The organism is Streptomyces pimonensis, from assembly GCF_041380215.1.
GTDB lineage: Bacteria > Actinomycetota > Actinomycetes > Streptomycetales > Streptomycetaceae > Streptomyces > Streptomyces pimonensis.
On record NZ_JAHWZY010000001.1, the window covers coordinates 409849 to 435957 of the forward strand.

Here is a 26109-nt window from a genome sequence, read left to right on the forward strand (position 1 = left end):
GCGTCCCGAAGCCGCACCACGATCCCACCTCTCCCGAGTCCCCGGAGGAGTACCGCACAGATGACTGCTCACACCCACGAACACGACAGCGAACACACATACGACTACGTCGTCATAGGCGGCGGCACCGCAGGCTCCGTCATCGCCTCCCGGCTCACCGAGGACCCGGACGTCACCGTCGCCGTCATCGAGGGCGGCCCCAGCGACGTCGGCCGCGACGACGTGCTGACCCTGCGCCGCTGGATGGGCCTGCTCGGCGGCGAGCTGGACTACGACTACCCGACCACCGAACAGCCGCGCGGCAACTCGCACATCCGGCACAGCCGTGCCCGCGTCCTGGGCGGCTGCTCCTCGCACAACACGCTCATCGCGTTCAAGCCGCTGCCGTCCGACTGGGACGAGTGGGAGCGGGCGGGCGCCAAGGGCTGGGGCGCGGTGCCGATGGAGGCGTACTTCGCCCGGCTCAAGAACAACATCGTCCCGGTCGACGAGAAGGACCGGAACGCCATCGCCCGCGACTTCGTCGACGCCGCGCAGAAGGCTCTTCAGGTCCCCAGGATCGAGGGCTTCAACAAGAAGCCGTTCCACGAGGGCGTCGGCTTCTTCGACCTCGCCTACCACCCGGAGGACAACAAGCGTTCGTCGGCGTCGGTGGCGTACCTGCACCCGGTGATGGACGAACGCCCCAACCTCACGCTCCTGCTGGAGACCTGGGCGTTCAAGCTGGAGCTGAACGGCGCCCGCGCCGAGGGCGTCCACGTGCGCACCAAGGACGGCGAGGAGATCCTCGTCCGCGCCCGGGGCGAGGTCGTGCTGTGCGCCGGCGCCGTGGACTCGCCCCGGCTGCTGCTGCACTCCGGCATCGGTCCCCGTGAGGACCTCGAAGCACTCGGCATACCCGTGGCGCACGACCTGCCCGGCGTCGGCGAGAACCTGCTCGACCACCCCGAGTCGGTGATCGTCTGGGAGACGAACGGGCCCCTCCCGGAGAACTCCGCGATGGACTCCGACGCCGGCCTGTTCGTCCGCCGCGACCCCGGACACGCGGGTCCCGACCTGATGTTCCACTTCTACCAGATCCCGTTCACGGACAACCCGGAGCGACTGGGCTACGAGCGCCCGGAGTTCGGTGTCTCCATGACCCCGAACATCCCCAAGCCGAAGAGCCGGGGCCGGCTGTACCTCACCAGCGCCGACCCGTCCGTGAAACCGGCCCTGGACTTCCGGTACTTCACCGACGAGGACGACTACGACGGCCGTACCCTCGTCGACGGCATCCGCATCGCCCGCGAGATCGCGAAGACCGAACCGCTCGCCGACTGGCTCAAGCGCGAGGTGGCCCCGGGACCGGACGTCACCGGCGACGAGGAGCTCGGCGAGTACGCCCGCAAGGTCGCGCACACCGTCTACCACCCGGCGGGCACCTGCCGCATGGGCGCCGTGGACGACGAACAGGCCGTGGTCGACCCCGAGCTGAGGATCCGGGGCCTGGAGGGCATCCGGATCGCGGACGCCTCCGTCTTCCCGGCCATGACCGCCGTGAACCCGATGATCGCGGTCCTGATGGTCGGGGAACGCGCCGTCGACCTGATCGGCGGTGGTGCGCGATGAGTACCGCGAGCACCGCTCCCGTCTTCTCCGTCGAGGGGCTGTGGAAGGTCTTCGGCCCCAGGGCCGACCGCGTCCCCGGCGACCCGGACCTCACCGCCCTCGACCCGGCCGAGCTGCGCTCCCGCACCGGCTGCACCGCCGCCGTGCGGGACGTCTCCTTCGACGTGCGCAAGGGCGAGGTCTTCGTCGTCATGGGCCTGTCCGGCTCGGGCAAGTCCACGCTGGTGCGCTGTCTCACCCGGCTGATCGAGCCGACCGCCGGCGCCATCGCCATCGACGGCGAGGACGTCCGCGCCATGGACGGGGCCCGGCTGCGCGCACTGCGCCGGCACCGCGCCGCCATGGTCTTCCAGCACTTCGGCCTGCTGCCGCACCGCACCGTCCTCGACAACGTGGCCTACGGCCTGGAGATCCAGGGCGTGGGCAAGGCGGAACGCCGGCAGCGGGCCGCCGAGGTGGTCGCCAAGGTCGGGCTGGAAGGCATGGAGCAGCGCAGACCCGCCCAGCTCTCCGGCGGCCAGCGCCAGCGCGTCGGCCTGGCACGGGCGCTGGCGGTGGACCCCGAGGTCCTCCTCTTCGACGAGCCGTTCAGCGCGCTCGACCCGCTGATCCGGCGGGACATGCAGGAGGAGGTGGTGCGGCTGCACCGCGAGGAGGGCCGCACGATGGTCTTCATCACCCACGACCTCCAGGAAGCCCTGAAGCTCGGCGACCGCATCGCCCTGATGCGCGACGGCCGCGTGGTCCAGCTCGGCACCCCCGAGGAGATCGTCGGCTCACCCGCCGACGACTACGTCCGCGCGTTCGTCCGCGACGTCCCCCGCGAACAGGTCCTGACGGTCCGCACGGCGATGCGCCCCGCCGCCTCCTCGGAGGAGACCGCCACGGGCCCGGCGATCCGCCCCGACGCCACGGTCTCGGAGGCCATAGAGACGGTGGCCCGCGCGGGCAGCCCGGCCCGGATCATGGACGAGGGCCGCTGCCTGGGCGTGGTCGACCCGGCAGCGCTGCTGGATGTGGTCGCAGGCGCCACGGCCGCGGACGGTCGCGCCGCCGGGACGACGGGGGTCCCCCCGTTCGAGCGAGGCCGGGAGAGAGGGAGGGCGGGCGCAGCGGCACCGGCCCGGCGCCGCGAGCCGGCACGCCCCACGGCCACCACCGAGGAGCCGGCATGACGGCAACGCTCACAGCGGCACCCCGTAAGGCGTCCCCGCCGGGCGTTCTGGCGCACAGGACCACCCGCAAGCTCCTCGCCCTCGCCCTCATCGCAGCGGTCCTGGCCCCCCTCGCCGCCGCCCGCGGGGCGAACGGCACCTGGCCCGAGGCCCTCACGATCGACGTCTCCGCCTCCCTCGCCGGAATCAGCGACTGGATCATCGACAACAGGGACACGCACCCCCTGTTCCTCCACTTCCTCGGCCACGTCAGCAACACCGTCGTCATCGCCGTACGCGCCGTCTACCTCGCCCTCCTCGCCGTCGGCTGGGCGGGGGTGACCGCCGTGTCCGCCCTGATCGCCTGGCGCGTCGCCGGCCTCCGCCTGGCCCTCGGCACCGCGACCGCGTTCCTGGCGTGCGGCCTGCTCGGCATGTGGGTGCCGACCATGCAGACGCTCGCCCTGATGGTCGTGGCGGTGGCCGCGTCCGTCCTCGTGGGCGCGTTCCTCGGCCTCGCGGCCGGCCTCTCCGGCCGCATGGACCGCGTCCTGCGCCCGGTCCTCGACACCATGCAGGTCCTTCCGGCCTTCGCCTACCTCCTCCCCGTCGTCCTGGTCTTCGGCATCGGCGTTCCCGCGGCCGTCCTGGCCACCGTCGTCTACGCCGCCCCGCCCATGGCCCGCCTCACCGCGCTCGGCCTGCGCGGCGCCGACAGGGAGGTGCTGGAGGCGGTCGAGTCGCTCGGGACCACCGCCCGCCAGCGCCTGCTGACCGCCCGCGTCCCGCTGGCCCGCAGGGAACTCCTCCTCGGCCTCAACCAGACGATCATGATGGCGCTGTCCATGGCCGTCATCGCCTCCGTGATCGGCGCCGGCGGCCTCGGCGACCGCGTCTACCAGGCGCTGGCCTCGGTCGACGTCGGCGCCGCGCTCGCGGCCGGCATCCCGATCGTGCTGCTCGCCGTCGTCCTCGACCGGGTGACCGGTGCGGCCGGCGCGCGACTCGGACGGGCGCCCGCGCCGCGCGCCCGCGCGCTGTGGGCGTACGCCGGGACCGCCGCCGTGGCCGTCGCGGTCGCCGGACGTCTGGCGGACCGCCTGGAGTGGCCCGACGGATGGGTCGTCGGCATCGCCGAGCCGGTCAACCGGGCCGTCGGGTGGATGACCGGCCACCTCTACTCCGGCGTCCCCGTCATCGGCGGCACCGCCGACTGGGCGGGCCACTTCACCACCTGGGTCCTCGACCCGCTCCGGGGCGGCCTGCAGGGGCTGCCCTGGTGGGCGGTGCTCCTGACCGTCGCCGCCCCGGCCTGGCTGATCGGCACCTGGCGCACCGCGCTCACCGCGGTGCTCGCCATGGCCGCGATTGGGATGCTCGGCGTGTGGAAGCCGTCCCTGGACACGCTCTCGCAGGTCCTCGCGGCCGTCGCGGTGACCCTCGTCATCGGCTTCGCGACCGGCGTCGCAGCCGCCCGCAGCAACCGCGTCGAGCGCCTGCTGCGTCCCGTCCTGGACGTGCTCCAGACGATGCCGCAGTTCGTGTACCTGATCCCGGTCGTCGCCCTGTTCGGCGTCGGCCGCGCCCCGGCCGTCGCCGCCGCGATCGTCTACGCGCTCCCCGCCGTCGCCCGCATCACCACCCAGGGGCTGCGCCAGGTCGACCCGGCCGCCCTGGAATCGGCCCGCTCCCTCGGCGCCACCGGCGCCCAGCAGCTGCGCCAGGTCCAGCTCCCGCTGGCCCGCCCGGCGCTGCTGCTCGCCGTCAACCAGGGCGTGGTCCTGGTCCTCGCCGTCGTCGTCATCGGCGGCCTGGTCGGCGGCGGAGCGCTCGGCTACGACGTCGTCTTCGGCCTCGCCCAGGGCGACCTGGCGACCGGCCTGGTCGCCGGGGCCGCGATCGTCTGCCTCGGCCTGATGCTCGACCGGGTGACCCAGCCGACCGGGCGCCGTACGGCGAAGGGAGCCTGAGATGTCCCGCACACGTGTGACGGCGGCCGTCGCCGCGCTGGTGCTGACCACCGGCTGCGGCGCTGCCGACATGACCGAGCAGGCGTCCCCCTTCGCGAACGCCCGGGGCGCCGGGACGGTCACCCTGTCCGTGCAGTCCTGGGTCGGCGCGCAGGCCAACGTGGCCGTCGCCCAGTACCTGCTGGAGCGCGAACTCGGTTACCGCGTCGACACCGTCCAGGTCGACGAGGTGCCCGCCTGGGACGCGCTCAGCCAGGGCCGGGTCGACGCCGTCCTGGAGGACTGGGGGCACCCGGAGCAGGAGCAGCGGTACGTCGACGACAAGAAGACGATCGTGAACGGCGGCGACCTCGGCGTCACCGGGCACATCGGCTGGTTCGTGCCGACGTACTTCGCGAAGCAGCACCCCGACGTCACGGACTGGAAGAACCTCAACAAGTACGCCGAGCGGTTCCGCACCCCGGAGAGCGGTGGCAAGGGCCAGCTGATGGACGGCTCCCCGTCCTACGTCACCCACGACAAGGCGCTGGTGAGGAACCTGAAGCTGGACTACCGGGTGGTGTTCGCCGGCTCCGAGGCCGCGCAGATCACCCAGATCAAGCAGTTCGCCAAGGAGAAGAAGCCCTTCCTCACCTACTGGTACACACCCCAGTGGCTGTTCGAGAAGGTGCCGATGACCGAGGTGAAGCTGCCCGCGTACGAGGAGGGCTGCGACGCCGACCCGGCGGAGGTCGCCTGTGCCTACCCGGTGACCCCGCTGCAGAAGTACCTCAACGCGGACTTCGCGGAGCACGGCGGCGAGGCGGCGGACTTCCTGAAGCGGTTCAGGTGGACGACCGAGGACCAGAACGAGGTCTCCCTGATGATCGCCGAGCAGAAGCTGTCGCCCCGGGAGGCGGCGGAGAGGTGGGTGGACAGCCACGAGTCCACCTGGCGCACGTGGCTGTCCTGACCCCTCGGTTCACCACTCGGTGGAGCCCGGGGGGATCCGGCGGGCGACCATCAGCCGGTTCCAGCTGTTGACCGCGGTGATCAGTGCGACGAGGTGGGCGAGCCGGGCGGCGTCGAAGTGCCGGGCCGCCCGCTCGTACACCTCGTCCGGCACGAACCCCCCGGTCAGCACCGTGACCGCCTCCGTCAGCTCCAGCGCGGCCCGCTCCCGCGCGTCGAAGACGTCGGCCCCGGCCTCCTCCCAGGCGTCCAGCAGATCGAGCTGCGCCTCGCGCACCACCCCGTCCTCGCGGGCGATCGCGAGGTGCATGCCGAGGCAGAACGCGCAGTGGTTGAGCTGCGAGGCGCGGATCTGGACCAGCTCGGCCAGCCCGGGATCGCCGAGGCCCTTCCCGGCGGCGGCGCTCACCGCCCGCAGCGCGCTGCGGACACCGGCGTCGAGACGGGTCGTACGAGCCGTCACCCGTGCTGCCCCGGCGTGTAGTGACCCGGCGTCATCCGGCAGGTCACGCCGAACCGGTTCCACGCGTTGATCACCGCGATCGCGGCGATCAGCTGCGCCAGCTCCGGCTCCTCGAACTGCTTGGCGGCCCGCTCGTACACCTCGTCCGGCACGAAGCCGTCCGTCAGCACGGTGACCGCATCGGTCAGCTCGATCGCCGCGAGCTCCTTCTCCGTGTAGAAGTGCCGCGACTCCTCCCACGCGCCGAGCTGCACGATCCGCTCGACGCTCTCGCCCGCCGCGAGCGCGTCCTTGGTGTGCATGTCCAGGCAGAACGCGCAGTGGTTGAGCTGCGAGGCCCGGATCTTGACCAGCTCGTACAGCCTGGCGTCGAGACCCTTCCTGGCGGCGGAGTCCAGCCGGACCATCGCCTTGTAGACCTCGGGGGCGTGCCGGGCCCACTCCAGCCGGACGGGCGGCTCGGCGGCGTACGTCGTGTTCGTTTCGGCAGTGCTCATGCCTCGACCCTAGGAGCAAGGCAGCCCAGGGGTATGGTCCACTTCCATGGCAGAACGCTGGGCCACTTTCGGCATCGACCTGCACCTCGAACCGGCCGGCCCCGGCCTGCGCCGCGGCCTGACCGACGCCCTGCGCGAGGCCGTCCGCACCGGCCGGCTCGCCCCCGGCGCCCGGCTGCCCTCCTCCCGCTCGCTCGCCGCCGACCTGGGCATCGCCCGCAACACCGTCGCCGACGCCTACGCCGACCTGGTCGCCGAGGGCTGGCTCACGGCCCGGCAGGGCTCCGCCACCCGGGTCGCCGACCGCGCGGTGCCCCGTCCGCCGGCCCGCCGGCCCTCCCCGCGCCGGGCCCCCGGCCGGCCTCCGTACGACCTCGTGCCGGGCACCCCCGACCTCGCCTCCTTCCCCCGCGCCGAATGGCTCAGGGCCGCCCGCCGCGCCCTCGCCGCCGCACCGCACGACGCCCTCGGCTACGGCGACCCGCGCGGCCGCCCCGAACTGCGCACGGCCCTCGCGGACTACCTCGCCCGGGTGCGCGGCGTACGCGCCGACCCCGAACGGATCGTCGTCTGCTCCGGTTTCGCCGGCGGCCTCCGCCTCCTCTGCGAGGCCCTGCGCGCCCGCGGCGCCCGTGTCCTCGCCGTGGAGTCCTACGGACTGGACGTCCACTGGGACCTGGCCACCCGCGCCGGCCTGACCACCACCCCGCTGCCCTTCGACTCCCTCGGCACCCGCGCGCAGGACCCGGGCGACGCCGACGCGGTACTGCTCAGCCCCGCCCACCAGTTCCCGCTGGGCGGCGCCCTGCGGCCCGAGCGCCGCGCCGCCGTCGTCGACTGGGCCCGCCGCACCGGCGGACTGATCCTGGAGGACGACTACGACGGCGAGTTCCGCTACGACCGCCAGGCCGTCGGCGCGCTCCAGGACCTCGATCCCGACCACGTGGTCTACCTCGGCACGGCCAGCAAGTCCCTCGCCCCCGGACTCCGCCTCGGCTGGGTGGTCCTGCCCCCGTCCCTGGTCCCGGACGTCATGGCCCACGGCGGCGGTCGCTCCGTCGGCGTCCTCGACCAGCTCACCCTCGCCGAGTTCCTCACCTCCGGCGCCTACGACCGCCACGTCCGCGCCGCCCGCCTGCGCTACCGCCGCCGTCGCGACTCCCTGGTCGAGTCCCTCGCCGCCCGGGCCCCCGGCGTCCGGATCACCGGCATCGCGGCCGGCCTGCACGCCGTCCTCCGACTCCCGCCCGGCACCGAACGGTCCGTGGTCCAGGCCGCCGCCTGGCAGAACCTCGCCGTCCACGGCCTCTCCCGCTTCCGCCATCCCGCCGCCGACACCGTGGCGGGCGACGGCCTGGTCGTCGGCTACGCCACCCCGCCGGACCACGCCTGGACCCGCGCCCTGGACGCCCTGTGCCGGGCGCTGCCCTGACGCGCCGAGCCGGCATAACGCGCCAAAGGCGGCAAACGGGCAACCGGGGAGTGCCCTCGGCAGGGGGCTCCCGCGTGCGGCGGCCGGCCGGTCTCTAGGCTGTCCGCCGCGGGCCGGGAGAAGTGACCCGGGGAGTGCGAGGGGGAGTGAAGGACATGGCTCAGTCACGGCGGCGGTTGCGGTCCAGCACGGTGGTGCTCGGGGGGATGGGCGTCCTCGCGGCGGCCTTGACCTCGTGCGGGTCGGATCCGGACCGGCGGTGCGTGGACCGGGACAGCTACGACCACCTCAACGGCTACAAGATCGTCGCCGACAGGAGCTGCACCTCCTCCGGGACCGCTTCCGGTTCGGCCGGCAGGACCCGCACCGACGCCGACTGGTACTACGACGCCGACGTCAGCAACGGCTACGCCGACGACGGCACCTTCAGCCGCAGCGAGGCCGTCGACCGGGGCGGCTTCGGCTGCTCGGGCTCCGGCAGCAGCGGCGGCTGAGCGGGTCATGGAACGGCGTACGACCGAGCCCCGCCCCGGCTGGCAGGAGACCGTCGAGGAGCAGGGGCTCGTCTACCCGCTCACCCGTCACCCCGACGGGTCCCTGCGCCCCTACTGGGACGAGAGCGCCTACTACGTCTTCAGCCTGGAGGAGATCGAGGCGCTGGAGGAGGTCGTCGAGGAACTGCACGGCATGTGCCTCGCCGCAGCCGAGCACATCGTCACCGCCGGCCGCTTCGCCGACCTCGGCATCACCGACCCGCGCATCGCCCGGGTGGTCGCCGAGGCCTGGCACCGGCGCGCGGAACTCCCCTCCGTCTACGGCCGCTTCGACCTCCGCTACGACGGGAGGGGTCCCGCGAAGCTCCTGGAGTACAACGCCGACACCCCGACCTCCCTCGTGGAGGCCGCCTCCCCCCAGTGGTTCTGGATGGAGGAACGCTTCCCCGGCGCCGACCAGTGGAACTCCCTCCACGAACGCCTCGTCGACGCCTGGAGGAGGCAGGCCGCCCTCCTCCCGCCGGGCGCCCCGCTGTACTTCGCCCACTCCTCCGCCGACGAACTCGGCGAGGACCTCATGACCGTCGCCTATCTCAAGGAGACCGCCGAGCAGGCCGGCCTCGACACCGACTGGATCTCCATGGAGGAGATCGGCTGGGACCGCCTCTCCGGCCGCTTCGTCGACAACCGGCTCCGGTTCATCCGCAGCATCTTCAAGCTGTACCCCTGGGAGTGGCTCACCACCGACCGCTTCGCCGACCACGTCCTCGACACCCTCGACAACGGCGGCGGCACCGGCACCACCCTGTGGATCGAGCCCGCCTGGAAGATGCTGCTCAGCAACAAGGCCCTGCTGGCGATCCTCTGGGAGCTCCACCCCGGCCACCCCAACCTCCTCCCCGCCTACCTGGACGGCCCGCGGGAGCTGGCGGACACCACCGGCTGGGCCGCCAAGCCCCTGCTCGGCCGTGAGGGCGCCGGCGTGACCCTCCACGAGCCCGGCGCCGACCCCGTCCTCCGCGACGAACCCTGCTGCTACCAGCAACTCGCCCCTCTTCCCGACTTCGACGGCAACCACGTCGTCCTCGGCACCTGGGTGGTGGAGAACGAGTCGGCGGGCCTGGGCATCCGTGAGTCGTCGGGCCTGGTGACGGACGAGTACGCCCGCTTCCTGCCGCACGTGATCCTCTAGCGCGCCGCCCGCGCCGCCCGCGCCGCCCGCGCCGCCCGCACCGACGGGGTGGACGCCGTCGCCCGCATGGTGGACGCCCCCGTGGCACTTCGCGCCGCCCGGTAATGTGACCGTGGGCCGTGACTGGCGCGCTGGGATGGAGCAACCATCGGGAAGCGGCCCCGGGCCCCTCGGGTCCGGACACATGTGCCGTGCGCCTGGGCCGTACCGTGAACGCAGAACGCCACGTCCGGAGGTCCCCATGTCAGCCGCCGAGCAGCCGCTCACCCCCGCGTCCACCGCCTTCCGCTCCGCCCTCGACGTCATCCGCGCCGTCGAGCCGCGCGTCGCCGACGCCATCGGCCAGGAGGTCGCCGACCAGCGCGAGATGCTCAAGCTGATCGCCTCCGAGAACTACGCCTCCCCGGCCACCCTCCTCGCGATGGGCAACTGGTTCAGCGACAAGTACGCCGAGGGCACCGTCGGCCGCCGCTTCTACGCCGGCTGCCGCAACGTGGACACCGTCGAGTCGCTCGCCGCCGAGCACGCCAAGGAGCTCTTCGGCGCCCGCCACGCCTACGTCCAGCCGCACTCCGGCATCGACGCCAACCTCGTCGCCTTCTGGTCCGTCCTCGCCGACCGCGTCGAGGCCCCCTTCCTGGAGAAGACCGGCGCCCGCCAGGTCAACGACCTCTCCGAGGCCGACTGGGCCGAGCTCCGCCAGGCCTTCGGCAACCAGCGCATGCTCGGCATGTCCCTGGACGCCGGCGGCCACCTCACCCACGGCTTCCGCCCGAACATCTCCGGCAAGATGTTCGACCAGCGCTCCTACGGCACCGACCCGGCCACCGGCCTGATCGACTACGAGGCCCTGCGCGTCTCGGCGCGCGAGTTCAGGCCGCTGATCATCGTCGCCGGCTACTCCGCCTACCCCCGTCTGGTGAACTTCCGGATCATGCGCGAGATCGCCGACGAGGTCGGCGCCACGCTCATGGTCGACATGGCCCACTTCGCCGGTCTCGTCGCCGGGAAGGTCCTCACCGGCGACTTCGACCCGGTACCGCACGCCCAGATCGTCACCACCACCACCCACAAGTCGCTGCGCGGCCCGCGCGGCGGCATGGTGCTGTGCGACGACTCCCTCAAGGACCAGGTCGACCGCGGCTGCCCGATGGTCCTCGGCGGCCCGCTCCCGCACGTCATGGCCGCCAAGGCCGTCGCCCTCGCCGAGGCCAGGCAGCCCGCCTTCCAGGACTACGCCCGGCGCGTCGTCGACAACTCCCGTGCCCTCGCCGAGGGCCTGACGCGCCGCGGCGCCACCCTGGTCACCGGCGGCACCGACAACCACCTCAACCTGATCGACGTCGCCACCTCCTACGGCCTCACCGGCCGCCAGGCCGAGGCCGCCCTCCTCGACTCGGGCATCGTCACCAACCGCAACGCCATCCCCGCCGACCCCAACGGCGCCTGGTACACCTCCGGCATCCGCATCGGCACCCCCGCACTGACCACGCGCGGTCTGGGCACGGCGGAGATGGACGAGGTCGCGGGTCTCATCGACCGCGTCCTGACCACCACGGAGCCCGGCACCACCAAGTCCGGCGCCCCCTCCAAGGCCGCTCACGTCCTCGACGCGAAGGTCGCCGACGAGATCTCCCGCCGCGCCACCGACCTGGTCGCCGGCTTCCCGCTCTACCCGGAGATCGACCTCGGCTGAGGCGGCCTGCCCCGCCCGACGCGCCCGCGGCGGTCCGGTCACGTACCGGGCCGCCGCACGGCGTACCCGCGGGATTCCTGCGCTCCAGGCCGCGATCCCGCAGGCCGCCCGGGCCGCCCCGTCGGCACCGCCGCCGTGCCCGTCGCCACCGCGCACACCGGTCGCCGCCCCTCCCGCCTCCCGTCCCCTGTCACACCACCGGGTCGGACCGGAACTTCCTGTTCCGGACCCGTGCCCGAGCGACCCCCCGGAGCCTGAGAGAATGGTGGGCATGGCGACTGACCGACCCCGCGTGCTCTCCGGAATCCAGCCCACCGCAGGCTCGTTCCACCTCGGCAACTACCTCGGCGCCGTCCGCCAGTGGGTGGCCCTGCAGGAGACCCACGACGCGTTCTACATGGTCGTCGACCTGCACGCGATCACGGTCCCGCAGGACCCGGCCGAGCTGCGCGCCAACACCCGGCTGGCCGTCGCCCAGCTGCTGGCCGCCGGTCTGGACCCGGACCGCTGCACCCTCTTCGTGCAGAGCCACGTGCCCGAGCACGCCCAGCTCGCCTGGGTCATGAACTGCCTCACCGGCTTCGGCGAGGCCTCCCGCATGACCCAGTTCAAGGACAAGTCCGCCAGGCAGGGCGCCGACCGCGCCTCGGTCGGCCTGTTCACGTACCCGGTCCTGCAGGTCGCGGACATCCTGCTCTACCAGGCCGACGAGGTGCCGGTGGGCGAGGACCAGCGCCAGCACATCGAGCTCACCCGTGACCTCGCCGAGCGTTTCAACGGCCGGTTCGGCGAGACGTTCAGGACGCCGGAGGCGTACATCCTCAAGGAGACGGCGAAGATCTACGACCTCCAGGACCCGACGGTCAAGATGAGCAAGTCGGCGTCCTCGCCGAAGGGCCTCATCAACCTTCTGGACGAGCCGAAGGCCACCGCCAAGAAGGTGAGGAGCGCGGTCACCGACACCGACACGGTGATCCGCTACGACGTCGTGGAGAAGCCCGGTGTGAGCAACCTCCTGACGGTCTACTCGACCCTCACCGGAGCGGACATCCCCGCACTGGAGGAGAAGTACGACGGCAAGGGCTACGGCGCGCTCAAGACGGACCTCGCCGAGGTCATGGTCGAGTTCGTGACCCCCTTCAGGGAGCGCACCCAGCAGTACCTGGACGACCCCGAGACGCTCGACTCGGTCCTGGCCAAGGGCGCGGAGAAGGCGCGCGCCGTCGCCGCGGAGACCCTCTCCCGGGCGTACGACCGGGTCGGCTTCCTGCCCGCCAAGCACTGAACCGCCGGGCCCCGGCCCACCGGGCGTCGAACCGGCGCTGAACCGGCCCGCGGCGGCGATCCGTACCACCGCGCAGCGCTGCACGTCACTCCGGTTGCGCCTGCCCGCATCCGGGCCGTGGCCGTACAGTCGATGACAGGGTGACCGCTCGGGCGGTCACCCGGCGCTCACCGCAGTTCCACCCCGCTCCACCACAACGACAGGAGACGACGTGGGGACCGTAACGATCGGCGTGTCGATCGCGGTCCCGGAGCCTCACGGCAGCAGGCTTCAGCAGCTGCGCGCGGGCTTCGGCGACGCCGCGGCTCACGGTATCCCCACGCACGTCACCCTGCTGCCGCCGACGGAGATCGGCGACGCCGAGCTGCCGGCCGTCGAGGCGCACCTGGGCGAGGTCGCCGCGGCCGCCCGCCCGTTCCCCATGCGGCTGTCCGGCACCGGCACCTTCCGGCCGCTGACGCCGGTGGTGTTCGTCCAGGTCGTCGAGGGCGGTGCGGCGTGCACCTGGCTGCAGAAGCGGATCCGCCACGCCTCCGGCCCCGTCGCCCGCGAACTGCAGTTCCCGTACCACCCGCACGTCACCGTGGCGCACGGCATCGAGGAAGCGGCCATGGACCGCGCCTTCGAGGAACTCGCCGGCTACGAGGCCGAGTGGCCCTGCACCGGCTTCGCGCTCTACGAACAGGGCGCCGACGGGGTGTGGCGCAAGCTGCGCGAGTTCTCCTTCGGCTCCCTGGCGGTGCCCCCGCAGTCCGGAAGCGTGGACCGGGGGTCCGTCTCCGCCCACTGAGCGCCCCCGGCCGGCCGTCAGAGCGGCAGCCGACGGAACACCCCGCGCGGCAGGTGCCGCAGCGCCGACATCACCACCCGCAGCGCCCCCGGCACCCACACGGTCTCCGCGCGGCGCCGCAGCCCCAGCTCGACGGCCGCCGCGACCGCCTCGGGCGTGGTGGCCAGCGGCGCCTCGGGGAGCCCGGCGGTCATCCGGGTGCGGACGAACCCGGGACGTACGACCATGACGTGCACCCCCGTGCCGTGCAGCGCGTCGCCGAGACCCTGGGCGAAGGCGTCCAGGCCGGCCTTGCTGGAGCCGTAGATGAAGTTCGCGCGGCGGGCCCGCTCGCCCGCCACGGAGGACAGCACCACCAGCGAGCCGTGGCCCTGTGCCTGGAGCGCGCCCGCGCACACCAGGCCCGCCGAGACCGCTCCGGTGTAGTTGGTCTGCGCGACCCGCACCGCGGCCCGGGGGTCCCGCTCGTCGTGCGCCTGGTCGCCCAGGGTGCCGAAGGCGAGCAGCACCAGGTCGACGTCGCCCTCGGCGAAGACCTTGCCGAGCGCGTCCTCGTGGGCGGCGGGGTCGAGTGCGTCGAAGGCGACCGTGCGCACCTCGGCGCCGAGGCCGCGCAGCTGTCCGGCGGCCTCGTCCAGGCCCGGGGAGGGGCGGCCGGCCAGCCACACCGTGCGGGTGCGGCGGGCGATCAGCCGCCGCGCGGTGGCCAGCGCGATCTCGGACGTACCGCCGAGGACGAGCAGGGACTGGGGGAGGCCGAAGGCGTCCTTCATGACAGCTCCTGGAGGTTGTCTAGAGATGGAGGCGGCGGGCCAGGTCGGAGACGAACACCCCGCGCGGGTCGAGATCGGCGCGCAGCGCGCGGAAGTCGTCCAGACGGGGGTACATGGCCGCGAGCAGTTCCGGGCGCAGCCGGGAGTCCTTGGCCAGGTAGACGCGCCCGCCGGCGCCGACGACCTCCTCGTCGAGCTCGTCGAGGAAGCCGCCGAGGCCGGGCAGGGACGCCGGGACGTCCAGGGCCAGGGTCCACCCCGGCACCGGGAAGGACAGCCAGCCCGGGTCGGCCTCCCCGAAGCGCTTGAGGACGGCGAGGAAGGACGGGCACCGGCGCCCGGAGATCCGGCGCACGATCCGGCGCAGGGCGTCCTCCCGGCCGTGTCCGACGACGAACTGGTACTGCACGAAGCCGCCCCGGCCGTAGACCCGGTTCCAGTGCGGCACGCCGTCGAGGGGGTGGAAGAACGCGGGGATGCACTGGAGCTGCCCCGTCCGGGCGCGGGGGGTCTTGCGGTACCAGAGCTCGTTGAACAGCCCCACGGTGGTGCGGCTGAGCAGACCCCCGGGGAGGAAGGAGGGGGCGGCCGGGAGCCGGGAGGTGCGGAAGGAGAGGGGCTCCCGGCGCGCACGGCCGCTCCGGGGCAGTGCGTCCAGGGGGGCGTGGTCGCCGCGCGTGAGCACCGCGCGGCCGGTGGCCCGGCCGCGGGCCAGCAGATCGATCCAGGCGACCGAGTAGCGGTAGCGGTGGTCGGTGTCGGCGAGGCGGGCCATCAGGTCGTCGAGGTCGTCCGCGCGCTCGGTGTCGACGCACATCAGCGAGGTCTCCACCGGCTGGAGCCGGATCGTCGCGGTGAGGACCACCCCGGTCAGGCCCATGCCGCCCGCGGTCGCCTCGAACAGCGGCGTGCCCGGCACGACCGTACGGACCCGCCCGTCGGCGGTGAGCAGTTCCAGGGACAGCACGTGGCGGGAGAAGGAGCCGGAGACATGGTGGTTCTTGCCGTGGATGTCGGCGCCGATCGCCCCGCCGACCGTCACGTAGCGGGTGCCCGGCGTCACCGGCACGAACCAGCCGAGCGGCAGCAGCACCTCCATCAGCCGGTGCAGGGAGACGCCCGCGTCGCACAGCACGGTGCCGCCGTCGGCGTCGACCGCGTGCACGCGGTCCAGACCCGTCATGTCGAGCACGGCGCCGCCCGCGTTCTGCGCCGCGTCCCCGTACGCCCGCCCCAGTCCTCGCGCGATGCCACCGCGGGCCCCGCACCCCCGCACGGCCAGGGCGGCCTCCTCGTACGTCCGTGGGCGGATCAGCCGGGCGGCGGAGGGAGCGGTACGGCCCCACCCCGTGACGGGAACGGTGTCGGCAGGCATGACGGTGACCGTATCGTCCCTATGTGACTTTTTAGTTTTGAAACGTCTTCCCCGTCCCTGAAACGAGTGATTAATGGGATGTCGCTCCCTGGTGACGGGCATTCCGGTCCGCCGGGCGTGAACAGTGGGTCCCCATGGACGACCTCCACGACCTCCCCCGCGCCCCCGGCCTGCACGCCATGGACCGCCGGATCGTCTCGGCCTTCAGAGCGTGCGGCGCGGACCCGCGCGTGGCGGTGGCCGCGCGGGTCCTGTCCCGGGCGGGGGAGCACGGGGCGGTGTGGCTCGTGACCGGGCTCGCCGGGGCCGCCGTGGACCGTGCCCGGCGCGGCGCCTGGCTGCGCGGCACCGCGCTCACCGCGGGCGCCCACGTCGCCGGATCGGTCGTGAAACGGGTCGTGCGCCGTCCGCGGCCCGCGCACGTCGAACCCCTGGTCGGCACGGTCGGCCGGCACTCCTTCCCCAGCTCGCACGCCACCTCCTCCGCTGCCGCGGCCGTCGCCTTCGGCGCGCTGGGCCTTCGCGCGGTGCCCCCGCTCGCCGCGGCCGTCTGTGTGTCCCGCCTGGTCGCCGGCGTCCACTACCCGTCGGACGTGGCGGCCGGCGCCGTCCTCGGCGCGCTCGCCGCCCGCCTCGGCGCCCGCTGGATGACGGGAGGCCCCGCGTGACCCTCCTGCGCGAGCGCTCCGACCGGCGGCGGACCGCGCCGTCCGACACGGGCGGCCTCCTCACGGGGCTGCTGCTGACCGCGCGGCCCAAGCAGTGGGTCAAGAACGTCCTGGTGATCGCCGCCCCGGCCGCCGCCGGCGAACTGTTCTCCGTCCACGCCCTGACCCGGCTCGCCCTGCTCTTCGTCCTGTTCACCGCCTGCGCCGCCGCCGTCTACCTCGTCAACGACGCGCGGGACGCCGCCGCCGACCGTGCCCACCCGGTCAAGTGCCGCCGCCCGGTCGCCGCCGGCCGGGTTCCCGTGCCGGTCGCCTACGCCACCGGAATCGCCCTCGGCGCCCTCGCGCCCGCCGTCGCGGTCCGGCTGTGCCCCCCGGAGGCCGCCGCCCTGCTGACCGCCTACCTCGCCATGCAACTGGCGTACTGCTTCAGCCTCAAGCAGGTCCTCGTCGTCGACCTCGCCGTCGTCACCACCGGCTTCGTGATGCGCGCGGTGATCGGCGGTCTCGCCCTCGGCATCCCCCTGTCCCGCTGGTTCCTCATCACCACCGGGTTCGGCGCCCTGTTCATGGTCGCCGCCAAGCGCTACTCCGAAGCCGTGCAGATGACCGGGGAGACGGGCGCCACACGCGCGTTGCTCACCGAGTACACCACCGGCTACCTCCGCTTCGTCTGGCAGCTCGCCGCCGGCGTCGCCGTCCTCGGCTACTGCCTGTGGGCCCTGGAGGAGGGCGGCGTGCCGCACACCAGCGTGCTGCCCTGGCGGCAGCTGTCCGTGATCGCCTTCGTCCTCGCCGTCCTCCGGTACGCCGTCTTCGCCGACCGCGGGACCGCGGGCGAACCCGAGGACGTGGTGCTGGGCGACCGCGCGCTCGCCGTGATCGGCCTGGTCTGGGCGGCGATGTACGCCCTGGCGGTGGCCGACTGGTGAGGGGCCGTCCGCTCCGCCACCGGTCACGGAGGCCCGGTTCCGGGGTACCGGGACATGGGGCTTCCACGAGGGGGGCAGGGGCGGATCATGGACTGGCTGAAAAAGCTCCCGATCGTCGGGCCGTGGACGGCCCGGCTGATGCTCACGCACGCGTGGCGGTCGTACGAGCGTCTGGACCGGGTGCACTGGACGCGGCTGGCCGCAACGATGACGTTCACCAGCTTCGTCGCGCTGTTCCCACTGCTCACCGTGGCCGCCTCGATCGGCGCCGCCACGCTCGGCCGGGAGCAGCAGGACACCCTCCAGGACGAGATCGCCGACCAGGTGCCCGGCATCTCCGACCAGCTGGACGTCGGGGGGCTGGTGGAGAACGCCGGCACCGTCGGACTCATCGCCGGCGCCGTGCTGCTGTTCACCGGCATCAGATGGGCCGGTTCCATGCGCGAATGCCTGCGCGCGGTGTGGGAGCTGCCCGACGAGGAGGAGAACCCCCTCGTGGGCAAGGGCAAGGACCTGGGCACCCTCGTCGGCCTGGGCGGCGCGGTCCTGGTCACCCTGGTCGCCTCCACCGTCGCCTCCGCGATGGTCGGCCGGATCAGCGACGCCATCGGGCTGGAGGCGGGCGGCTGGGGCGGGATCGTCCTGCACGTCGCGGCGTTCGCCGTCGCCGTCGGGGCCGACTTCCTGCTCCTGCTGTACGTCCTCACCCTGCTGCCCGGCGTCGAACCCGGCCGGCACCGTCTGCTCGTCGCCGCCCTTATCGGCGCGGTCGGCTTCGAGCTGCTGAAGCTGCTGCTCAGCGGCTACCTGCAGGGTGTGGCCGCGAAGAGCATGTACGGCGCGTTCGGCGTTCCGGTGGCCCTGCTGCTGTGGATCAACCTCACCTCGAAACTGGTCCTGTTCTGCGCCGCCTGGACGGCGACGCGGAGCAAGCGGGACGAGGTCCCCGGGCTCACGGACGCGAGCGGCGGCGCACCAGGTCCGGCAGCGGCCAGCGCCGGTTGACCAGGAAGGCTCCGCCCGCGAGCAGCACCAGCGCCCCGCCGGCGACGCCCAGCGCGACCCCGAAGCCGTCGGTGCCGCCGCCCGGCGCGGCGCTCGCCACCGGCTTCGAACCGGCCGCGACGCCCCCGTCCCCGGTGCCCCCGGCCTCACCGGGGGAGGCGGACGGGCCCGGCCGGGCGCCGGCCTGCGCCGCGCTCCTCGGCCGCACCAGCTCACCCACCGGCTCGACCTTGCCGGCCGCCTCGAAACCCCAGTCGAAGAGCTTCGCGGTCTCCTTGTAGACCGCGTTGTGCTCGTTCTTCGACGGGTTCATCACGGTGACCAGCAGTACCTTGCCGCCCCGCTCGGCGACACCGGTGAAGGTGTACCCCGCGTTGGTGGTGTAGCCGTTCTTCACACCGGCTATGCCCTGGTAGACCGGCACGTCGTAGTCGCCGGCCAGCAGCCGGTTGGTGTTCTGGATCTCGAAGGACCCGCGGACCTTCTCGCCCTTCTTGTTCTTCTTCGTCTCGCCAGGGAACTTCGCCGTGACCGTCGAGCTGTACTCCCGGAAGTCCTTCTTCTGCAGCCCGGAACGGGCGATCAGCGTCAGGTCGTACGCGGACGACACCTGCGTCGGGGCGTCGTAGCCGTCCGGGCTGACCACGTGCGTGTCGAGCGCCTGGAGCTCCTCGGCGTGCGCGTTCATCTCCTCGACGGTGGCGTCGATCCCGCCGTTCATCGCCGACAGCACACGCACCGCGTCGTTGCCGGAGCGGAGGAAGACACCCAGCCACAGGTCGTGGACGGTGTACGTCTCGTTCTCCTTGACGCCGACCATGCTGGAATCGACGCCGATCCCGGCCAGGTCGGACGGCTCGACCCTGTGCTCCGTCGTTCTGGGCCACTTCGGCAGCAGCGTGTCGGCGAACAGCATCTTCAGCGTGCTCGCGGGGGCCAGCCGCCAGTGCGCGTTGTGCGCGGCGAGCACCTCGCCGGACTCGGCGTCGGCGACGATCCAGGAGCGGGCCGACAGCTCCTTCGGCAGCACCGGCACCCCGCTCGCGAGGTTGACCTGCGTCCCCGGCTGCCCGAGCCGGGCACCGCCCACCGTCGACATCGTCGCCGGGGGCGTGGCCGACGGACTCGTCGACGGCTTCGGGGCCGCGAGGGCGGCGGGCGCGGTCAGCGCGGTGGACAACAGGACGGCGGAGGCGACCAGCAGCGATCGCCGGACGGTGTTCTCGGGTGCGGGCACGACCGGAAACGTACATGCCACGAGCGGCGAAGTCCCGGGCAGGTTCCCACCCCGGGCAAAGATCCGGACACCGCCCGGTGATACTGGACTTGTGCCGTGCTCCTCAGGGGGGCACCCCCCGGGCCCCCGGCCGACGGAGGGCGCCCGGCGCTGTGAGGAAAGGTCTTTTCTGGTGAAGCTCAGCCGCCCCGTCTCCTGGTTCCTGCTCGCCTTCGGGGTGTGGAGCTGGGTCATCTGGGTCACTTTCGTCAAGAACCTGGTCAAGGACAGCAGCGGACTCGCGTTCGAGGACGGGCACCCGACGGCGTACTTCTTCGTTCACCTGACGCTCGCCGTGGTCTCCTTCGTACTGGGGACGGTCATCGGGGGCATCGGGTTGCGCGGACTGCGCGCACTGAGCCGGACGTCACGGACGTCCTGACCGGGAACAGGGGAACTCCGCCTCGTGACCATCGTTTTCGTACTCATCGCGCTACTGGTCGTGGCCGTCCTGGTGACGGGCAACTGGTACGTGTGGCGGCGTCTGTTCCGGGACACCACGAGGGGGCCGGGCGCGGTGCGCCGCGCGGGCGCCGTGGCGATCGCCGGCGGCTGGGCGCTGACCGTCGGCGCCCTCGTCGCCGAGCGCGGCGGGGCCCCCTTCTGGCTCCAGCAGGTCCTGGCCTGGCCCGGCTTCCTGTGGCTGGCCCTTGCCCTGTACCTGCTGCTGGCGGTGCTCGCGGGCGAACTGGTGCGCCCGGTGCTGCGGCGGATCCTGGAACGGCGGGCGCGGACGTCGGAGGTGGCGGCGCCCGTACCGGCGCGGCCGGAGCCGATACCGGCCGGGCCGGGCCCGGGGCGCGGTCCGAGCGGTCCGCCGGACGCCGGGACGGCCGGGGACGGCCCGGCGCCCGGCGGCGGCGCGTCCGGTTCGCAGGAAGTGCCCGCCGCCCCCTCCCGGCGGCTGTTCGTCTCCCGTGTCGTCGGCGGGGCCGCCGCCGCGGCGGCCCTGGGGACCGTCGGCCACGGGACGTACGGAGTGCTGCGCGGGCCGCAGGTGAAACGGGTCACCGTGCCGCTCGCCAAGCTTCCCCGCGCGGCGCACGGTTACCGCATCGCGGTGGTCAGCGACATCCACCTCGGACCGGTGCTCGGGCGGGGCTTCGCGCAGAAGGTCGTCGACACGGTCAACTCGACCCAGCCGGACCTGATCGCGGTCGTCGGTGACCTGGTGGACGGGAGCGTGAAGGACCTCGGCCCGGCCGCGGCTCCGCTGGCGCAGCTGAGGGCGCGTCACGGCTCGTTCTTCGTCACCGGCAACCACGAGTACTTCTCCGGTGCCGAGCAGTGGGTCGAGGAGGTGCGGCGGCTCGGGCTGAACCCGCTGGAGAACGCCCGTACGGAGCTGCCGCACTTCGACCTGGCGGGGGTCAACGACGTGGCCGGTGAGGACGAGGGCCAGGGCCCGGACTACGCGAAGGCGCTCGGTGACCGGGACCGGGGGCGTGCGTGCGTGCTGCTCGCCCACCAGCCGGTGCAGATCCACGACGCCGTCGACCACGGTGTCGACCTCCAGCTCTCCGGGCACACCCACGGTGGTCAGCTCTTCCCCGCCAACCTGGTGGCCGGTCTCGCCAATCCCACCCTCGCGGGGCTGGACCGCTACGGCGACACCCAGCTGTACGTCAGCCGGGGGGCGGGGGCGTGGGGGCCGCCCACGCGGGTGGGCGCGCCGTCGGACATCACGGTGATCGAGTTGGCCTCGCGGCAGGCCTGACGACGCGCCGGCCGGGCCGGGTTCGCTCACCCGCGCTCGCGGGGTGCCGCCGCGCCCACCCGTGCCGCCCCGGCGGCACGACCGCCCGCAGCCGCGGAAGCCGATGAGTCACGTTCGCACGACGCCTGTTCCGGCCGGCCTTCAGCGGTGGGTCGCCGGCAGGGAGTGCGGGGGCCGGCCGGCGGTGACGCCGCCGTCGAGGCGTGCGGACGGCTGCGTGGCCGTCCCGAGCGTGCTCGCCGCCGTCACCCTGCCGCCGTCAACCGGCGGTGCCGGGGCGCCCGTCGCCGGCGGGCGCCCCCTTCCCCTTCTCCGCCGGGTCGGGCAGCGCCTTCGTCATCCCGGGCAGGAACTCCGTGAACAGCTCGTGCACCTCCCGGACCAGGGGGCGCAGCACCCGGAAACGGGCCAGGGCGATGCCCCGCGCGGTGATCCGGGCGCCGCGCTCGGCCAGCCGGTAGCTGCGCTCCCGGCCCTCGGTCCGGTCGAAGATCCAGTACAGGACGAGCCCCATCTGGGACAGCCACATCAACTCGGGCAGGATGCCCCGCAGTTCCTCGGGCACCTTGCCCTTCGTCCCGGCGAGCACCGCGCGGTGGACGCTGATCGCCTCCATGCGCGCGTGCTCGGACTCGGGGGAGAAGGGGCTGAGCGGGCTGTCCGGGTCGGCGGCGTTCTTGAAGAACTGCACCGCGAACTCGTGGTACGGCGTGGCGATGTCCAGCCACGCCTTCAGCACGCCCGCCAGCCGGGCCTCCAGGTCGGTCTCCCGCTCCAGGACCTCCCGGGCCGCCACCTGGTGCTGGGCGGCGATCCGGTCGTAGAAGCCCTGGATCAGGTGTTCCTTGCCCTCGAAGTAGTAGTAGGCGTTGCCGACGGAGACCCCGGCCTCCTTGGCGATGGCCCGCATGGTCGTCTTGTCGTACCCGCGCTCCTGGAAGAGCCGCATGGCCGTCTCGAGGATCAGGGCGCGGGTCTGTTCGGACTTGCTGAGGGTGGCGCCGTCGCCGGGGCCGTCGTTCTTCGCGGGCACGGAAGGAGCCTAACGCCAGGGCGGGCGTGCCCTACGGGGCGGTGCGGGTGCCGGCGCAGTTCGGCGGGGTGCAGCTCCAGCCGTCGCGCGGATCGTAGGTCCACCCGTCGCCCCGGTGGTACACGCCCCGCCCCACCCGGTCGTCGCCCCGCGTCACTGGGCGGCGGCCGGCACCGCACCCCTGGCGAGCCGGGCGCCGGACGGGGTGCTCAGCCGGCGGGCCAGCCGCCGGTGCTTTTGCAGCGCCCACAGGGCGACGACCCAGGCGGCGGCGCCCCGGTAGACCTGCCCGGCGTCACCCACGACGGTGATCTCCGGACGGTGTCCTGCGCACCCTCACCGACGATCCCGTGACCGGGGACGCCGAGGTCGCCCTGTGGCACCCGGCCGGGAACCCGCCGAGACCGTCGCCTGGCGGGACTGGCTGGAGCGGCACGGCGTCACCCAGCCGTTCGAGCAGGCCCACCGCGAGGTGTACCCGATCACCGACGCCGAGCGCACCACGCGCACGTACTCCAACCGCTTCGCGGCCCACGCCCGCGTCGGCACCGGTTCCACTCCCTGGCGGCCGTCCGGGGCCGGCGCGACCGACTGCGGCTGTGCGTGGACGGTCCGGCACCGCCGGCCGCCCGCGCCCTGCCCGCCGGGGGCCTGCGCGCCGCCCGGTCGCGTCCACCCGAACGCGTGGCATATGGCAGAGGGCCCCGTCTCCGGCGGAGACGGGGCCCTCGCGGACGTGGCGAACGACGTGACGTCAGTAGCGGCGCGTGATCAGCGCACGCTTCACTTCCGCGATCGCCTTCGTGACCTCGATGCCGCGCGGGCAGGCGTCCGTGCAGTTGAAGGTCGTGCGGCAGCGCCAGACGCCGTCGCGGTCGTTGAGGATCTCCAGGCGCTGCTCGCCCGCCTCGTCACGCGAGTCGAAGATGAAGCGGTGCGCGTTGACGATGGCCGCCGGGCCGAAGTACTGCCCGTCGTTCCAGAACACCGGGCACGAGGACGTGCACGCGGCGCACAGGATGCACTTGGTCGTGTCGTCGAAGCGCTCGCGGTCCTCGGCGGACTGCAGCCGCTCGCGCGTCGGCTCGTTGGTGTCCTTCGTGATCAGGAAGGGCATCACGTCCCGGTACGCCTGGAAGAACGGCTCCATGTCGACGACCAGGTCCTTGAGGACCGTCAGGCCCTTGATGGCCTCGACCGTGATCGGCTTCTCGGGGTTGAGGTCCTTGATCAGCGTCTTGCACGCCAGGCGGTTCTTGCCGTTGATCCGCATGGCGTCCGAGCCGCAGATGCCGTGGGCGCAGGAACGGCGGAAGGTCAGCGTGCCGTCCAGGTCCCACTTGATCTTGTGCAGCGCGTCGAGGACGCGCTCCTTGGGATCGATCTCCAGCTGGAAGTCTTCCCAGACCGCCTCGGCCGAGACCTCCGGGTTGAACCGGCGGATCCGCATCGTGACGGTGATGTACGGGGAGTCGGCGAAACCGGGCTCGGGGGAACCGGCCGCGTCCGCCTTGTCCAGAACAGGGGTAGCCATCAGTACTTACGCTCCATCGGCTGGTAGCGGGTCTGGACGACCGGCTTGTAGTCCAGACGGACGGTCTCGGTGCCGTCGGCGCCGACCTCGCGGTACGCCATCGTGTGGCGCATGAAGTTGACGTCGTCGCGGTTCGGGTAGTCCTCGCGGTAGTGACCGCCGCGGGACTCCTTGCGGGCCAGCGCGGAAACGGCCATGACCTCGGCCAGGTCGAGCAGGTTGCCCAGCTCGACGGCCTCGAGGAGGTCGGTGTTGAACCGCTTGCCCTTGTCCTGGATGGCGACGTTCCGGTAGCGCTCGCGCAGCTCGGCGATCTTCTCGACCGCCGTCTTGATCGTCTGCTCGGTGCGGAACACCATGACGTTGGCGTCCATGGTCTCCTGCAGCTCACGGCGGATGGTGGCCACCCGCTCGTTGCCGGTGGAGGACCGCAGCCGCTCGATCTGCTCGACGACGAAGGACTCCGGGTTCTCCGGCAGCTCGACGAAGTCGGCCTTCTGGGAGTACTCCGCCGCCGCGATGCCGGCCCGCTTGCCGAACACGTTGATGTCCAGCAGCGAGTTGGTGCCCAGGCGGTTGGCGCCGTGCACCGACACGCAGGCGACCTCGCCGGCCGCGTACAGACCCGGCACGACGGTGGTGTTGTCCGCCAGCACCTCGCCCTGGACGTTGGTCGGGATGCCGCCCATGGCGTAGTGCGCGGTCGGCTGGATCGGGATCGGGTCCGTGTAGGGCTCGATGCCGAGGTAGGTCCGCGCGAACTCCGTGATGTCGGGCAGCTTGGCGTCCAGCTGCTCCGGCGGGAGGTGCGTGAGGTCCAGGTAGACGTGGTCGCCCTCGGGACCGCAGCCGCGGCCCTCGCGGATCTCCGTGTAGATGGAGCGCGAGACGACGTCACGGGACGCGAGGTCCTTCATGACCGGCGCGTACTTCTCCATGAAGCGCTCGCCGTCCTTGTTGCGGAGGATGCCGCCCTCACCGCGGGCGCCCTCCGTCAGCAGGATGCCCATGCGCCAGATGCCGGTCGGGTGGAACTGGAAGAACTCCATGTCCTCCAGCGGCAGCCCGCGCCGGTACACGGCGGCCTGGCCGTCACCGGTCAGCGTGTGCGCGTTGGACGTCACCTTGAAGAACTTGCCGGTGCCGCCGGAGGCGTAGATCACGGCCTTCGCCTGGAAGACGTGGATCTCGCCGGTGGCCAGCTCGTAGGCGACCACGCCGGCCGACTTCCTGACGCCGTCGACCTCGGTGATCAGCTGGTCCAGGACGTAGAACTCGTTGAAGAACTCCACGCCCTCCTTGACGCAGTTCTGGTACAGCGTCTGGAGGATCATGTGGCCGGTGCGGTCGGCCGCGTAGCAGGAGCGGCGGACGGGCGCCTCGCCGTGGTTGCGGCTGTGCCCGCCGAAGCGGCGCTGGTCGATGGTGCCGTTCGGCGTCCGGTTGAACGGCAGGCCCATCTTCTCCAGGTCGAGGACCGAGTCGATGGCCTCCTTCGCCAGGATCTCGGCGGCGTCCTGGTCGACCAGGTAGTCACCGCCCTTGACCGTGTCGAAGGTGTGCCACTCCCAGTTGTCCTCCTCCACGTTGGCCAGCGCGGCGGCCATGCCGCCCTGCGCGGCGCCCGTGTGGGAGCGGGTGGGGTAGAGCTTCGTCAGGACGGCGGTGCGGCTGCGCTTGGTCGACTCGATGGCCGCGCGCATGCCGGCGCCACCGGCGCCGACGATGACGGTGTCGTACTTGTGGATCTTCATGATTCTCGCAGCCCCGTGCCTAGCGGATGTTCGGGTCGAAGGTGAAGATCACCAGCGTGCCCAGCAGGATGGTGAACACCGTGGCGGTGTAGAGCAGGCCCTTGAGCCACAGCCGGGTGTTCGGCCGCTCCGCGTAGTCGTTGATGACCGTGCGCAGCCCGTTGGCGCCGTGCAGCATCGCCAGCCACAGCATCAGCAGGTCCCAGACCTGCCAGAACGGCGAGGCCCAGCGGCCGGCCACGAAGGCGAAGCCGATCTTGGAGACGCCGCCGTCCAGCACCAGCTGGATCAGCAGGTGACCGATGACCAGGACGACCAGGACGACGCCGGACAGGCGCATGAACAGCCAGGCGGCCATCTCGAAGTTGCCGCGGGTGCTCTTCGGGCTCTTCCTGGTCCGCTTGCGCGGGGGCTCGATGACCGGTGCCGGGTTGTCGACGGAGTAGAGCGGGGCGCCTTCGACGGGGCCGACGCCCGAGGGGGTGGTGTCAGTGGTGGACATGGGCG

General features: G+C 72.7%; 25 protein-coding genes, 1 pseudogene and 1 riboswitch. Of the genes and pseudogenes, 16 read left to right on the forward strand and 10 right to left on the reverse strand.

The genetic code is table 11. The features are described 5' to 3' along the window. Positions 1-60: 60 nt before the first annotated feature. From KYY02_RS02010 to KYY02_RS02025, 4 genes are read left to right on the forward strand one after another with little or no spacing between them, the layout of a single operon-like run. Entirely contained in the window at positions 61-1611 is a 1551-nt protein-coding gene (locus tag KYY02_RS02010) for a GMC family oxidoreductase (RefSeq protein WP_371235603.1), read from the forward strand. Next, entirely contained in the window at positions 1608-2786 is a 1179-nt protein-coding gene (locus KYY02_RS02015; RefSeq protein WP_371235604.1) for a quaternary amine ABC transporter ATP-binding protein, read from the forward strand. The genes KYY02_RS02010 and KYY02_RS02015 overlap by 4 nt, the downstream gene beginning before the upstream one ends. Continuing rightward, positions 2783-4735 (forward strand): ABC transporter permease, encoded by a 1953-nt coding sequence (locus tag KYY02_RS02020; RefSeq protein ID WP_371235605.1) that lies wholly within the window; start codon positions 2783-2785, stop codon positions 4733-4735. Before KYY02_RS02015 ends, KYY02_RS02020 begins: the two co-directional genes overlap by 4 nt. A gap of 1 nt (position 4736) precedes the next feature. Beyond that, positions 4737-5687, forward strand: a complete 951-nt coding sequence (locus tag KYY02_RS02025; RefSeq protein WP_371235606.1) for an ABC transporter substrate-binding protein — start codon at positions 4737-4739, stop codon at positions 5685-5687. A 9-nt stretch (positions 5688-5696) separates the two neighbouring features. Here the strand turns inward: KYY02_RS02025 and KYY02_RS02030 are convergent, their stop codons facing one another. Together KYY02_RS02030 and KYY02_RS02035 are read right to left on the reverse strand one after the other, a co-directional pair. Continuing rightward, positions 5697-6149, reverse strand: a complete 453-nt coding sequence (locus tag KYY02_RS02030) for a carboxymuconolactone decarboxylase family protein (RefSeq protein WP_371235607.1) — start codon at positions 6147-6149, stop codon at positions 5697-5699. Next, complete coding sequence (locus KYY02_RS02035) at positions 6146-6646, reverse strand: carboxymuconolactone decarboxylase family protein (protein ID WP_371235608.1); 501 nt, start codon at positions 6644-6646, stop codon at positions 6146-6148. Before KYY02_RS02035 ends, KYY02_RS02030 begins: the two co-directional genes overlap by 4 nt. A gap of 46 nt (positions 6647-6692) precedes the next feature. Here KYY02_RS02035 and pdxR point away from each other — a divergent pair, with 46 nt between their 5' ends. From pdxR to KYY02_RS02065, 6 genes are all read left to right on the forward strand, one after another. Further along, positions 6693-8078, forward strand: coding sequence for a MocR-like pyridoxine biosynthesis transcription factor PdxR (pdxR, locus tag KYY02_RS02040; RefSeq protein ID WP_371235609.1), 1386 nt, complete (start codon positions 6693-6695; stop codon positions 8076-8078). 155 nt (positions 8079-8233) lie between these two features. Beyond that, positions 8234-8572, forward strand: a complete 339-nt coding sequence (locus KYY02_RS02045; protein ID WP_371235610.1) for a hypothetical protein — start codon at positions 8234-8236, stop codon at positions 8570-8572. A gap of 7 nt (positions 8573-8579) precedes the next feature. Then, positions 8580-9764: a glutathionylspermidine synthase family protein gene (locus tag KYY02_RS02050; RefSeq protein ID WP_371235611.1), complete on the forward strand. Its 1185-nt coding sequence runs from the start codon at positions 8580-8582 to the stop codon at positions 9762-9764. A gap of 109 nt (positions 9765-9873) precedes the next feature. After that, a riboswitch (ZMP/ZTP riboswitch) is annotated at positions 9874-9974 on the forward strand. A gap of 31 nt (positions 9975-10005) precedes the next feature. Then, positions 10006-11460 carry a glycine hydroxymethyltransferase gene (locus KYY02_RS02055; RefSeq protein ID WP_371235612.1) on the forward strand — a complete coding sequence of 485 codons (1455 nt, stop codon included), beginning with the start codon at positions 10006-10008 and terminating at the stop codon, positions 11458-11460. Positions 11461-11752: 292 nt separating this feature from the next. Next, positions 11753-12745 carry a tryptophan--tRNA ligase gene (trpS, locus tag KYY02_RS02060; protein WP_371235715.1) on the forward strand — a complete coding sequence of 331 codons (993 nt, stop codon included), beginning with the start codon at positions 11753-11755 and terminating at the stop codon, positions 12743-12745. Positions 12746-12956: 211 nt separating this feature from the next. Continuing rightward, a complete protein-coding gene (locus KYY02_RS02065) occupies positions 12957-13535 on the forward strand; it encodes a 2'-5' RNA ligase family protein (protein ID WP_371235613.1) in 579 nt (192 codons plus the stop codon). 17 nt (positions 13536-13552) lie between these two features. Here the strand turns inward: KYY02_RS02065 and dprE2 are convergent, their stop codons facing one another. Beyond that, positions 13553-14308 (reverse strand): decaprenylphospho-beta-D-erythro-pentofuranosid-2-ulose 2-reductase, encoded by a 756-nt coding sequence (gene dprE2, locus KYY02_RS02070; RefSeq protein ID WP_371235614.1) that lies wholly within the window; start codon positions 14306-14308, stop codon positions 13553-13555. Between the two features lie 19 nt (positions 14309-14327). Further along, positions 14328-15683 carry a decaprenylphosphoryl-beta-D-ribose oxidase gene (gene dprE1 / locus KYY02_RS02075; protein WP_371235615.1) on the reverse strand — a complete coding sequence of 452 codons (1356 nt, stop codon included), beginning with the start codon at positions 15681-15683 and terminating at the stop codon, positions 14328-14330. Between the two features lie 134 nt (positions 15684-15817). Between dprE1 and KYY02_RS02080 the strand changes: the two genes are divergently transcribed. From KYY02_RS02080 to KYY02_RS02090, 3 genes are all read left to right on the forward strand, one after another. Beyond that, on the forward strand, positions 15818-16351 hold the full coding sequence (locus KYY02_RS02080; protein WP_371235616.1) for a phosphatase PAP2 family protein: 534 nt from the start codon (positions 15818-15820) through the stop codon (positions 16349-16351). Continuing rightward, positions 16348-17283: a decaprenyl-phosphate phosphoribosyltransferase gene (locus KYY02_RS02085; RefSeq protein WP_371235617.1), complete on the forward strand. Its 936-nt coding sequence runs from the start codon at positions 16348-16350 to the stop codon at positions 17281-17283. Before KYY02_RS02080 ends, KYY02_RS02085 begins: the two co-directional genes overlap by 4 nt. An 87-nt stretch (positions 17284-17370) precedes the next feature. Then, positions 17371-18288, forward strand: a complete 918-nt coding sequence (locus KYY02_RS02090) for a YihY/virulence factor BrkB family protein (protein WP_371235618.1) — start codon at positions 17371-17373, stop codon at positions 18286-18288. Here the strand turns inward: KYY02_RS02090 and KYY02_RS02095 are convergent. Beyond that, positions 18236-19525, reverse strand: a complete 1290-nt coding sequence (locus tag KYY02_RS02095) for a D-alanyl-D-alanine carboxypeptidase family protein (protein WP_371235619.1) — start codon at positions 19523-19525, stop codon at positions 18236-18238. The two genes, KYY02_RS02090 and KYY02_RS02095, sit on opposite strands and share 53 nt — an antisense overlap. A 172-nt stretch (positions 19526-19697) precedes the next feature. Here KYY02_RS02095 and KYY02_RS02100 point away from each other — a divergent pair, with 172 nt between their 5' ends. Both KYY02_RS02100 and KYY02_RS02105 read left to right on the forward strand, forming a co-directional pair. Continuing rightward, positions 19698-19946 (forward strand): SCO4848 family membrane protein, encoded by a 249-nt coding sequence (locus KYY02_RS02100; RefSeq protein ID WP_030829790.1) that lies wholly within the window; start codon positions 19698-19700, stop codon positions 19944-19946. A gap of 24 nt (positions 19947-19970) precedes the next feature. Next, on the forward strand, positions 19971-21281 hold the full coding sequence (locus KYY02_RS02105; protein WP_371235620.1) for a metallophosphoesterase: 1311 nt from the start codon (positions 19971-19973) through the stop codon (positions 21279-21281). A 259-nt stretch (positions 21282-21540) separates the two neighbouring features. On the opposite strand, the gene KYY02_RS02110 is transcribed toward KYY02_RS02105, so the two are convergent. Both KYY02_RS02110 and KYY02_RS02115 read right to left on the reverse strand, forming a co-directional pair. Then, positions 21541-22314 (reverse strand): TetR/AcrR family transcriptional regulator, encoded by a 774-nt coding sequence (locus tag KYY02_RS02110; RefSeq protein ID WP_371235621.1) that lies wholly within the window; start codon positions 22312-22314, stop codon positions 21541-21543. 153 nt (positions 22315-22467) lie between these two features. Next, entirely contained in the window at positions 22468-22617 is a 150-nt protein-coding gene (locus KYY02_RS02115) for a hypothetical protein (RefSeq protein ID WP_371235622.1), read from the reverse strand. 73 nt (positions 22618-22690) lie between these two features. On the opposite strand from KYY02_RS02115, the pseudogene KYY02_RS02120 reads away from it, so the two are divergent. Beyond that, a pseudogene (locus tag KYY02_RS02120) lies at positions 22691-22792 on the forward strand (DUF4132 domain-containing protein); the annotation flags it as partial. Between the two features lie 276 nt (positions 22793-23068). Here KYY02_RS02120 and KYY02_RS02125 read toward each other — a convergent pair. Genes KYY02_RS02125 through KYY02_RS02135 form a run of 3 tightly spaced genes read right to left on the reverse strand, consistent with a single transcriptional unit; the run spans position 23069 to position 26104 of the window. Then, positions 23069-23848 (reverse strand): succinate dehydrogenase iron-sulfur subunit, encoded by a 780-nt coding sequence (locus KYY02_RS02125; protein ID WP_371235623.1) that lies wholly within the window; start codon positions 23846-23848, stop codon positions 23069-23071. Then, positions 23848-25602, reverse strand: a complete 1755-nt coding sequence (gene sdhA / locus KYY02_RS02130; RefSeq protein ID WP_371235624.1) for a succinate dehydrogenase flavoprotein subunit — start codon at positions 25600-25602, stop codon at positions 23848-23850. The genes KYY02_RS02125 and sdhA overlap by 1 nt, the downstream gene beginning before the upstream one ends. Before the next feature lie 19 nt (positions 25603-25621). After that, positions 25622-26104: a succinate dehydrogenase hydrophobic membrane anchor subunit gene (locus tag KYY02_RS02135; RefSeq protein ID WP_371235625.1), complete on the reverse strand. Its 483-nt coding sequence runs from the start codon at positions 26102-26104 to the stop codon at positions 25622-25624. Positions 26105-26109 lie beyond the last annotated feature (5 nt).

Excerpts from the sequence above, each read along its gene's own strand:
- sdhA (WP_371235624.1), bottom strand. The coding sequence starts at position 25,602 with ATGAAGATCCACAAGTACGACACCGTCATCGTCGGCGCCGGTGGCGCC.
- KYY02_RS02090 (WP_371235618.1), top strand. The coding sequence starts at position 17,371 with ATGGACTGGCTGAAAAAGCTCCCGATCGTCGGGCCGTGGACGGCCCGG.
- KYY02_RS02035 (WP_371235608.1), bottom strand. The coding sequence starts at position 6,646 with ATGAGCACTGCCGAAACGAACACGACGTACGCCGCCGAGCCGCCCGTC.
- KYY02_RS02045 (WP_371235610.1), top strand. The coding sequence starts at position 8,234 with ATGGCTCAGTCACGGCGGCGGTTGCGGTCCAGCACGGTGGTGCTCGGG.
- KYY02_RS02080 (WP_371235616.1), top strand. The coding sequence starts at position 15,818 with ATGGACGACCTCCACGACCTCCCCCGCGCCCCCGGCCTGCACGCCATG.
- KYY02_RS02025 (WP_371235606.1), top strand. The coding sequence starts at position 4,737 with ATGTCCCGCACACGTGTGACGGCGGCCGTCGCCGCGCTGGTGCTGACC.
- KYY02_RS02020 (WP_371235605.1), top strand. The coding sequence starts at position 2,783 with ATGACGGCAACGCTCACAGCGGCACCCCGTAAGGCGTCCCCGCCGGGC.
- pdxR (WP_371235609.1), top strand. The coding sequence starts at position 6,693 with ATGGCAGAACGCTGGGCCACTTTCGGCATCGACCTGCACCTCGAACCG.
- dprE1 (WP_371235615.1), bottom strand. The coding sequence starts at position 15,683 with ATGCCTGCCGACACCGTTCCCGTCACGGGGTGGGGCCGTACCGCTCCC.
- KYY02_RS02055 (WP_371235612.1), top strand. The coding sequence starts at position 10,006 with ATGTCAGCCGCCGAGCAGCCGCTCACCCCCGCGTCCACCGCCTTCCGC.
- KYY02_RS02135 (WP_371235625.1), bottom strand. The coding sequence starts at position 26,104 with ATGTCCACCACTGACACCACCCCCTCGGGCGTCGGCCCCGTCGAAGGC.
- dprE2 (WP_371235614.1), bottom strand. The coding sequence starts at position 14,308 with ATGAAGGACGCCTTCGGCCTCCCCCAGTCCCTGCTCGTCCTCGGCGGT.
- KYY02_RS02050 (WP_371235611.1), top strand. The coding sequence starts at position 8,580 with ATGGAACGGCGTACGACCGAGCCCCGCCCCGGCTGGCAGGAGACCGTC.
- KYY02_RS02015 (WP_371235604.1), top strand. The coding sequence starts at position 1,608 with ATGAGTACCGCGAGCACCGCTCCCGTCTTCTCCGTCGAGGGGCTGTGG.
- KYY02_RS02010 (WP_371235603.1), top strand. The coding sequence starts at position 61 with ATGACTGCTCACACCCACGAACACGACAGCGAACACACATACGACTAC.
- KYY02_RS02125 (WP_371235623.1), bottom strand. The coding sequence starts at position 23,848 with ATGGCTACCCCTGTTCTGGACAAGGCGGACGCGGCCGGTTCCCCCGAG.